Origin of the sequence: Protofrankia sp. CiT1 (assembly GCF_917627335.1) — a bacterium.
Classification (GTDB): Bacteria; Actinomycetota; Actinomycetes; order Frankiales; family Frankiaceae; genus Protofrankia.
This window is the reverse complement of the sequence record NZ_CAKJTP010000176.1, coordinates 1-7,393: the sequence shown is the minus strand read 5'-3', so window position 1 is coordinate 7,393 and position 7,393 is coordinate 1. Positions and strand designations below refer to the sequence as shown.

Below are 7,393 nucleotides of genomic sequence, written 5' to 3'. Positions count from 1 at the left end.
GCAGGTCAAAGAGGGTAATGCGCGGAATACGGGTCTGGCCGGGCGCGCCGTCTCCGCGTGGAGACCTCTTTACCGAGACTCTCCGTTTGGAGCTAGTGGACGCCGACTGTCCGGAGCATGATCCAGATCCCATCGGCCGCACATTCGCGACGGCCATCGCTGAGAAAGAAATGGCGTTGATGCTGAGAGTACGTGACCTCCAGGTGAACTATCGAGGCGCGATCCTCGGGCTGCGACGCATCTCACTGGAGGTACCGGCCGGTGCGGTAGTGGCCGTACTGGGTAGTAACGGTGCCGGCAAGACCACCCTGTTACGGGCTGTGTCGGGGGCCATCGGTGAGTACGGCGGTTCCATCAGCAACGGGACGGTCGATTTCGACGGCCGCAGCCTGGTGGGGAAGTCTGCCGCGGCGATCGTGGCCGCCGGGATTGTGCAGGCGCCGGAGGGTCGCCGGATCTTCGAGCGACTCACTGTCGGTGAGAATCTTCGCATCGGCGGGTTCACCGTCCGAGATCATCAGGCCAGCGCGAAAGCGCGGCTGTTTGTCCACGAGCTGTTCCCCATTCTCTACGACCGCCGTGACCAGCGTGCCGGCCTGTTGTCCGGTGGTCAGCAGCAGATGCTGGCGATCGGACGCGCGTTGATGGCCGGCCCGCGGCTGCTCCTGCTCGACGAGCCGTCGCTGGGACTGGCGCCGAAGATCGTAGGTCAGATCGGGCGGGTGATTCGGGAGATCAACGCCCGTGGCACGACGGTGTTGCTGGTCGAGCAGAACGCGGCGATGGCGTTGTCGGTGGCCACCCACGCTTTCGTGCTCGCCACCGGTGAGGTCCGGCTGTCCGGCTCCGCCGCCGAACTGGCAGCCGACGACACCGTCCGCGACCTGTACCTGGCGCGTGACACCGAAGTGGCGGTTGAGCATGAGCTGGTCGCCAGCACAAGCCGGTCACGGTTGGGCAGGTGGCAGGGATGAGCGCCCGGTCCACCGCCGCTGAAGCGGAGCTGGTCGTGGACGCGGTCACCGTCCGGTTTGCCGGCGTCACCGCGCTCGACGGCGTGTCGTTCACGGTCGGCGCGGCGGCGATCCACGCCGTGATCGGGCCGAACGGCGCGGGGAAGTCGACGTTGTTCAACGTCGTGTCCGGGGCTTACCGGCCCGCTTGCGGAAGCGTGCGTTTCCGCGGAGCGGACCTGACCCGCCTGCGGCCGCACCGGATCGCCAGGCTGGGCGTCGCCCGGACATTCCAGAACATCGCGCTGCTGGCGTCCGAGCCGGTCGAGGAGAACCTCATGATCGGCCGGCACCGTCTCACCCGAACCGGCTTCGTCGCGGCCGCTTTGAGGACCCCGCCGGCACGCCGGGAGGACCGGCGGCACCGGATCCGCGTGCGGGAGATCGCCGGCTTCCTCGGCCTTGGCGACAAGCTCGACGTCGCAGCCGGGGAGCTGTCCTACGGCGACCAGAAACGGGTGGAGATCGCTCGAGCCCTGTGCGTCGAGCCCGCTCTGCTGCTGCTCGACGAACCGGCCGCCGGTATGAACGCCCATGAGACGGCGGCCATGGGGCGCCTCATCCGTGACATCCGTGATGACCTCCAGATCCCGGTGCTGCTGGTCGAGCACGACATGGGCCTGGTGATGGGCATCGCTGACCGGGTGACCGTGCTCGACTTCGGCAGGCGTCTCGCTGACGGCACCCCGGCGGAGATCCAGCACGACCCCGCGGTGCAGGACGCCTACCTCGGCACTGACGACAGCGACTCCCCAGGAGAAGGATCGTGAGACTGTTTCTCGAGCTGATCGTCAGTGGGCTTTCACTCGGCGCGGTATACGCTTTGTTAGCACTTGGTTTCGTTATGGTGTTCAAGGCTAGTGGCGTGGTCAACTTCGCCCACCCGGCCCTGCTGATGATCGGCGCTTACACGACGGCCAGGCTGGCCGCCGACGGTCACGTACCGTTCGTGGTCGCCATTCTCGCCGGGGTCGGCCTTGCCGCGGTCGCCGCGCTCGTCGTCCAGCGGCTGCTTGTGTACCCGATGGCCAGCAGGTCCGCCATCACGGTGAGCGTCATGACCATAGGGGTCAACCTGGTCATCCAAACGGAGATCATTCGAAGGCTCGGCGTCGATATTCTCCCCATGCGTGATCCATGGGGAGCCCGGGTCCTGACGGTGGCCGGCGTGCACATCCCGCAGACCCGGGCCGCGGCTCTCGTCGTCGGAGTTGCGCTGATCGGTGCCTTCTTCGTCTGGTTCAAGTTCTCCATCTGGGGAATCGCCATGCGTGCCGTTGCCGACGATCCGGAGACGGCCGCGCTGATGGGCATCCGGCGCGCCCGTGTGTCGGCGCTCGCCTGGACGCTCGCTGGAGCCCTCGCGGCGGTCGCCGGCCTGTTCCTGACCGTCTACCCGACGTCTGGTGTGGCTCCGGCGAGCGCGGCGGCGGCGCTGCGGGCCTTTCCCGCGGCGATCATCGGTGGCCTCGACTCCACCGGTGGCGCCATAGCGGGCGGCCTGATTGTGGGTGTTGCCGAGGTGCTGACCCAGGGTTACGCCCACGACCTGACCTTCCTCGGGCAGGGCTTCGACACCGTCATGCCCTACGCGGTCATGGTCGCGGTGCTGCTGGTTCGGCCGTCCGGCCTGTTCGGCACGCAGGAGCTGCACCGTGCCTGACTCGCGTAGCGCCATCGGTGTCGCCGATTCGGCGCCCGTCGCCCCCGCACGGTCGGCCGTGGCCGCATCGCGGCCAAACCCGCGCCGTCCCGTCACAATCGTGGCCGTGCTCGCGGCTGTGCTCGTCGCGCTGGCGATCCCGCTGTATGCCGACAGGTTCTGGCTGCAGCTTGGTCTGTTCGCCTTCGCCAGCACCGTCGCGGCACTCGGCCTCACCCTCCTTCTCGGCCAGGCCGGCCAGCTGTCGTTCGGGCATCCCTTCTTCGTCGCGGTCGGCGCCTACGGCTACACCGTTCTCGCCAGCCGCCCCAGCACCGCCGGTGCCGGCCACCGTCTCGGCCTCGCGCTGCCACCAGCCGTCGCGGCCATCGCCGCGGTGCTGCTGGCCGGTGTGGCCGGGCTGCTGTTCAGCCCGATCGCGGCCCGGCTGCGCGGGATCTATCTCGGGATCGCCTCCCTCGGCCTGGTCTTCGTCGGGCAGCACATACTGTTCAACGCCGAGACGCTGACCGGCGCCTCCAACGGCAGGGGCGTGCCCGCCTTCGCGCTGCCGGGTTTTCGGTTCGACACCAGCTCCCAGGAGACGCTGTACGTATTCGGCGTGCCGTTCGGCCGCGAGGAGAAACTGTGGTACCTCGGCCTGGCGGTCACCGTCGCGGCGTACCTCTGCGCCCGTAACCTGATCCATAGCCGGCCAGGACGCTCCCTTCGTGCGGTTCGTGACCGGGAACTGATGGCCGGGATCATGGGCGTGCCGGTGACCCGCTACAAGGCGTACGCGTTCGCGCTCTCGTCGATGTACGCCGGCCTCGGCGGCGTCCTGACCGCCCTGGCATTCGGCCGGATCGTCCCGGACACCTTTGGGCTTGACCTGGCCGTGCAGTACCTGGTGATAGTGGTTATCGGCGGGCTCGGCTCGCCCGCGGGCGCGGTGGCCGGTGCCCTCTTTGTCACCGGCCTGCCGGCCGTCCTTGACCGGTACGCCGCCGCCCTGCCCGGACTCGCTCCCGAGGGCTCGCCGGGAATCATCAGCCCCGCCGTGGCCGCCCAGCTGACTTTCGGTATAACAGTGATCATTCTTCTGCTGTTCGAGCCCGGCGGTGTCACCGCGGTGGGCCGGCGCTTACGCCGTGGCGCGGACCGAGCCCTCGTTCGCGCGCGTCGCTCCTGAGCCACTCTCGGCAAGTCCATGCTCCTGAGTCACCCTCGACAGTCCATCCCACCCCTGAAAGAGGGTCGTATGTCCTGGTTATACGCACCGTCCCGTTCTCGCGGAGCCGCGCTGGCAGCGATGGTGGGCGTGCTCGCCATCACCGTGCTGGCCGCGGGCTGCGCAACCAAGAAGAACGCCGACACGAACGGCGCGCCTGGAGCGGCCGGCGGGGTCGCCATCGGCCCGGGCGTCACCGACAAAGTGATCAAACTGGGTGTCCTCACCGACCGGACCGGACCGTTCGCCGGTGCTGGCATAGCCGCGGAGCAGGGACGGCTGCTGTACTGGGACAAGAAGAACGCCGCCGGCGGGATCTGCGGCCGGCAGGTCCAGTTCGTTGTCAAGGACCATGGGTACAACCCCCAGAAGGCGGTCACCGCGTACAGCCAGATGGAGGGCGAGGTCCTTGCGCTCGACGAGTTGCTCGGCTCGCCAGAGATCGCCGCGCTGCTTCCCAGCCTCCAGAGCAATCAGATGCTGACCATGGCCGCGTCCTGGTCGTCGGCGCTGCTCAGCAATCCGTATGTGGTGATTTCCGGGACGACATACGACATTGAAATGATTAACGGGATCGAGTGGCTGCTCCAGCAGAAGCGTCTCGCCACGGGTGACAAGATCGGCCACATCTTCGTCGAAGGCGACTATGGCGAGAACGCTGTGGCCGGGAGCCGGGCGGCGGCCAAGGCGCTGGGCCTGCAGCTCGTCGAGCAGAAGGTCAAGGCGACCGACACCGATCTGACCGGCCAAATCACAGCGTTGCGTAGCGCGGATGTCAAAGCGGTCCTGCTCACCACCACCCCGCCGCAGACCGCGTCCGCGGTCGGGGTTGCTGAAGCCGCCAAGTTCACCCCCGCCTTTCTCGCCTCCAACCCAGCCTTCAGCCCACAGCTGCTTAACACGGCGGCTGGGGCCGCGCTGGAGAAGAGGCTGCTCGTAGCGACCTCCACCGCTCCGTTCTCGTCCACCGCACCCGGGCCGTCCCAGGTCCGCAGTGCGTTCGAGGCCAAGTACGCGGGTCAGCCGAAGTCGTCGTACGTTATGTACGGGTACGCGCAAGGTGAGATCATGGCACGGATCCTCGATACCGCCTGCCGCGCCAACACGCTGACCCGGCCCGGTCTTCTCACCGCGTTCCAGAGCCTCGCGAACGTCCAGACCGATGGGCTGGTTGCGCCCTTGGACTACAGCAAGAGCGGACGGACGCCAGCCCGGCAGATCTACCTGGCCCGCCCGGACTCTGCCGCCGCCGGTGGGCTGACCCAGATACAGGACCTGTTCGCTACCCCGCTTGCGAGCAGCTACCAGCCGACCGGCTGAGCGCGGGCCGGAACGGCATCCACAGCCACCCGGAATCCTCGCTGATCGAAGCCACTCCGTGGCCACCTGCGCGTGGAGTGGCTTCGATCAGCAACGAAAGGAGCAATGCATGCACAGCACGATGCAGGACACCCCGCTAGAGATCCGCCGTCTCCTCGAGCACGGCAGTTCGTTGCATAGTGCAAGTTGTGTAAGTACGGCCACGTTGGGCGAGGTTCGTCGGGGCAGTTATCGCGAGGTCGGCGCGAATGCCGCCCGGTTGGCGCATGCGCTGCGTGCGCTCGGGGTGCGAGCGGATGACCGGGTCGCGACCTTCATGTGGAACAACCAGGAACACGTCGAGGCGTACTTCGCCGTCCCGTGCATGGGAGCGGTCCTGCATCCGCTGAATTTCCGGCTGGCCGAGGAACAGATCCGCTACGTCGCCAACCATGCCGAGGACAAGGTGGTCATTGTCGACGCGTCGTTGCTGCCGGCCTTCGCCCGGCTGGTGCCAGAGATGCGGACGGTGGAGCACGTGGTGGTCAGCGGCAGCGCCGACCATACGCTACTCGACGGCACCGGTATCGCGGTACACGATTACCAGCAGTTGATTGACAGTCAGCCTGACAGTTATCCATGGCCGGATACGGCCGAGCATCAAGCCGCGGCGATGTGCTACACCTCGGGCACGACCGGTGACCCGAAAGGTGTCGTCTACAGCCATCGGTCGATCTACCTGCACGCCATGGCGATAACATTTCCCGATACGTTCGGCCTGTCGGCGCGCGACTGTATGCTCGCCATCGTTCCGCAGTTTCACGTCCTGGCCTGGGGATTGCCATACGCGGCCTTTCTGACCGGCGCATCGCTGGCGATGCCGGACCGGTTTCTCGCCGCGGAACCGCTCGCCGCGTTCATCGCCGCCGCACGGCCGAACAAGGCTGCCGGTGTCCCGGCCGTATGGCGGACGTTGCTCCAGTATGTGGACGCTCATCCCGATGCCGATATCTCATCCCTCCAGGAGGGGATGGTCGGCGGGTCGGCCTGCGCGGAGTCGCTCATGCGGGACTACCAGGAACGTTATGGCATCACCCTCCTGCACGCCTGGGGGATGACCGAGACGTCGCCGCTGGGTAGTGTGGCGCGCCCTCCCGCCTCCGCCGACCTGGCCGAGAGCTGGCGCTACCGGATCAGCCAGGGCCGATTCGTCGGCCCTGTCGAGGCGCGCCTGGTCGGTCCCAACGGGTCCGTTCTGCCCAATGACGGGCGCAGCGCCGGTGAACTGCACGTCCGTGGCCCGTGGATCACCGCTCGGTACTACCGCGACAACGACCAGGACAAGTTCCCGGACGGCTGGCTACGCACCGGCGATGTTGGCATCATTACGCCGGACGGTTACCTCACCCTTACTGACCGGACCAAAGACGTCATCAAGTCCGGCGGAGAATGGATCTCCTCGGTTGACCTGGAGAACCACCTCATGTCCCACCCGGCTGTATACGAGGCCGCCGTCATCGGGATACCCGACGAACGCTGGGGAGAACGCCCGCTGGCGACCATCGTGGTCAGCGAGGGGCAGCAGGTCTCACCCACTGAGCTACGCGACTACCTTGCCGCTAAACTGCCCAGATGGCAGCTGCCCGACCACTGGTCGTTCCTCACCGAAGTACCCAAGACCTCGGTCGGCAAGTTCGACAAGAAGGTTCTGCGGCAGCAGCACGCCGGTGGCGTTCTCGATATTCAGCAGTTGCGATAGGGCGCTCCCTGGAACCGCGGGTGGCGCGGTTCCAGGGAGGATCGTTGATCGTTTGATTCAGTAATATGATTTCACGGTGCTGTCGTGGAATCGCCGTGGGTTGCCATACGGGTCCTTGCTCGTGTTTGCATCGTCGCCGTCGAAAGGGGGCCGAAGCTGGCGGGGCGCACGGTTGTGGTGATAATCTACTGGCGTATGGTTTCCTACTGATTAAGCGATGTATGCAGAATTATCCGACTGATGACAGCGTCAGCGGTATGGGCCGCCGGGGAGCGGGTGGCAGGAGGACGGGGGGACGGGGGTCGGTTTCGACGTCAGGCGATTGGCCAGTAGGAGGAGCGAGATGACCCTTGTGACCGGGGAACGACTTGCGGAGATCCGTCCATTGGATGTGTCGGTCGGTGGACCCGCCTTGCGCGGGACGCCGTGGACACAGGTGCCGGAGACAC

The 7,393-nt window shown here is 66.6% G+C and carries 6 protein-coding genes; all 6 read left to right on the top strand.

What is annotated here, in order from left to right; genetic code table 11:
- Window positions 1-17 precede the first annotated feature (17 nt).
- A complete protein-coding gene (locus tag MJ785_RS19030; protein WP_239382096.1) occupies window positions 18-974 on the top strand; it encodes an ABC transporter ATP-binding protein in 957 nt (318 codons plus the stop codon).
- Window positions 971-1,783, top strand: a complete 813-nt coding sequence (locus tag MJ785_RS19025; RefSeq protein ID WP_239313439.1) for an ABC transporter ATP-binding protein — start codon at window positions 971-973, stop codon at window positions 1,781-1,783. Before MJ785_RS19030 ends, MJ785_RS19025 begins: the two co-directional genes overlap by 4 nt.
- Window positions 1,780-2,676 carry a branched-chain amino acid ABC transporter permease gene (locus MJ785_RS19020; RefSeq protein WP_239313437.1) on the top strand — a complete coding sequence of 299 codons (897 nt, stop codon included), beginning with the start codon at window positions 1,780-1,782 and terminating at the stop codon, window positions 2,674-2,676. Before MJ785_RS19025 ends, MJ785_RS19020 begins: the two co-directional genes overlap by 4 nt.
- The gene (locus tag MJ785_RS19015; RefSeq protein WP_239313435.1) at window positions 2,669-3,847 is read left to right on the top strand and encodes a branched-chain amino acid ABC transporter permease; all 1,179 of its coding nucleotides are present in this window, start codon (window positions 2,669-2,671) and stop codon (window positions 3,845-3,847) included. The genes MJ785_RS19020 and MJ785_RS19015 overlap by 8 nt, the downstream gene beginning before the upstream one ends.
- A gap of 69 nt (window positions 3,848-3,916) precedes the next feature.
- Window positions 3,917-5,206 (top strand): ABC transporter substrate-binding protein, encoded by a 1,290-nt coding sequence (locus MJ785_RS19010; protein WP_239382094.1) that lies wholly within the window; start codon window positions 3,917-3,919, stop codon window positions 5,204-5,206.
- A 109-nt stretch (window positions 5,207-5,315) separates the two neighbouring features.
- On the top strand, window positions 5,316-6,944 hold the full coding sequence (locus tag MJ785_RS19005) for a long-chain fatty acid--CoA ligase (protein ID WP_239348162.1): 1,629 nt from the start codon (window positions 5,316-5,318) through the stop codon (window positions 6,942-6,944).
- Window positions 6,945-7,393 lie beyond the last annotated feature (449 nt).